The 1,079-nt window shown below is 65.1% G+C and carries 1 protein-coding gene; it reads right to left on the bottom strand.

From position 1 onward, the window contains the following. A partial coding sequence (gene groL / locus EOA28_RS36685; protein ID WP_128315887.1) for a chaperonin GroEL occupies positions 1-1,079 on the bottom strand: 1,079 nt, incomplete at both ends.

The following is a 1,079-nucleotide window of genomic DNA, read 5'->3' as shown; positions in this document are numbered from 1 at the left end:
CCTTGGCCGCCCTCAGCAGGGCAACGCCGCCGCCGGGCAGGATGCCTTCCTCGACCGCGGCGCGGGTGGCGTGCAGCGCGTCGTCGACACGGTCCTTCTTCTCCTTGACCTCGACTTCCGTCGCGCCGCCGACGCGGATCACCGCGACGCCGCCGGCGAGCTTGGCCAGCCGCTCCTGCAGCTTCTCGCGATCATAGTCGGAGGTGGTCTCCTCGATCTGGGCCTTGATCTGCGTGACGCGGCCCTGGATCTCCTCCTTCTTGCCGGCGCCGTCGACGATGGTGGTGTTCTCCTTCTCGATCGCGACCTTCTTGGCGCGGCCGAGCATCTCCAGCGTGACGTTCTCCAGCTTGATGCCGAGATCCTCGCTGATGGCCGTGCCGCCGGTCAGGATGGCGATGTCCTCCAGCATGGCCATGCGGCGGTCGCCGAAGCCCGGAGCCTTGACGGCGGCGACCTTCAGCCCGCCGCGCAGCTTGTTGACCACCAGCGTGGCCAGAGCCTCGCCCTCGACATCCTCGGCGATGATCAGCAGCGGCTTGCCCGACTGGACGACGGCCTCGAGCACGGGAAGCAGCGCCTGGAGGTTGCCGAGCTTCTTCTCATGGATCAGCACATAGGGCTCGTCGAGTTCGACGCGCATCTTGTCCTGGTTGGTGATGAAGTAGGGCGAGAGATAACCGCGGTCGAACTGCATGCCTTCGACGACTTCCAGCTCGGTCTCGGCGGTCTTGGCTTCCTCGACGGTGATGACGCCTTCGTTGCCGACCTTTTCCATAGCCTCGGCCAGGAAACGTCCGATCTCGGCATCGCCATTGGCCGAGATGGTGCCGACCTGGGCGATCTCGTCGTTTCTGGTGATCTTGCGCGCATTGGTCTTGAGTTCGGCGACCACCGCATCCACCGATTTGTCGATGCCGCGTTTTAGATCCATCGGGTTCATGCCCGAGGCGACCGCCTTGGCGCCTTCGCGAACGATCGCTTGGGCAAGCACGGTGGCAGTCGTGGTGCCGTCGCCGGCGAGGTCGTTGGTCTTCGAGGCGACTTCGCGGACCATCTGGGCGCCCATATTCTCGAAC

Origin of the sequence: Mesorhizobium sp. M2A.F.Ca.ET.067.02.1.1, from assembly GCF_004023285.1 — a bacterium.
Classification (GTDB): Bacteria; Pseudomonadota; Alphaproteobacteria; order Rhizobiales; family Rhizobiaceae; genus Mesorhizobium.
The sequence above is the reverse complement of the archived record's forward strand: the minus strand, read 5'-3'. Positions and strand labels throughout refer to the sequence as shown.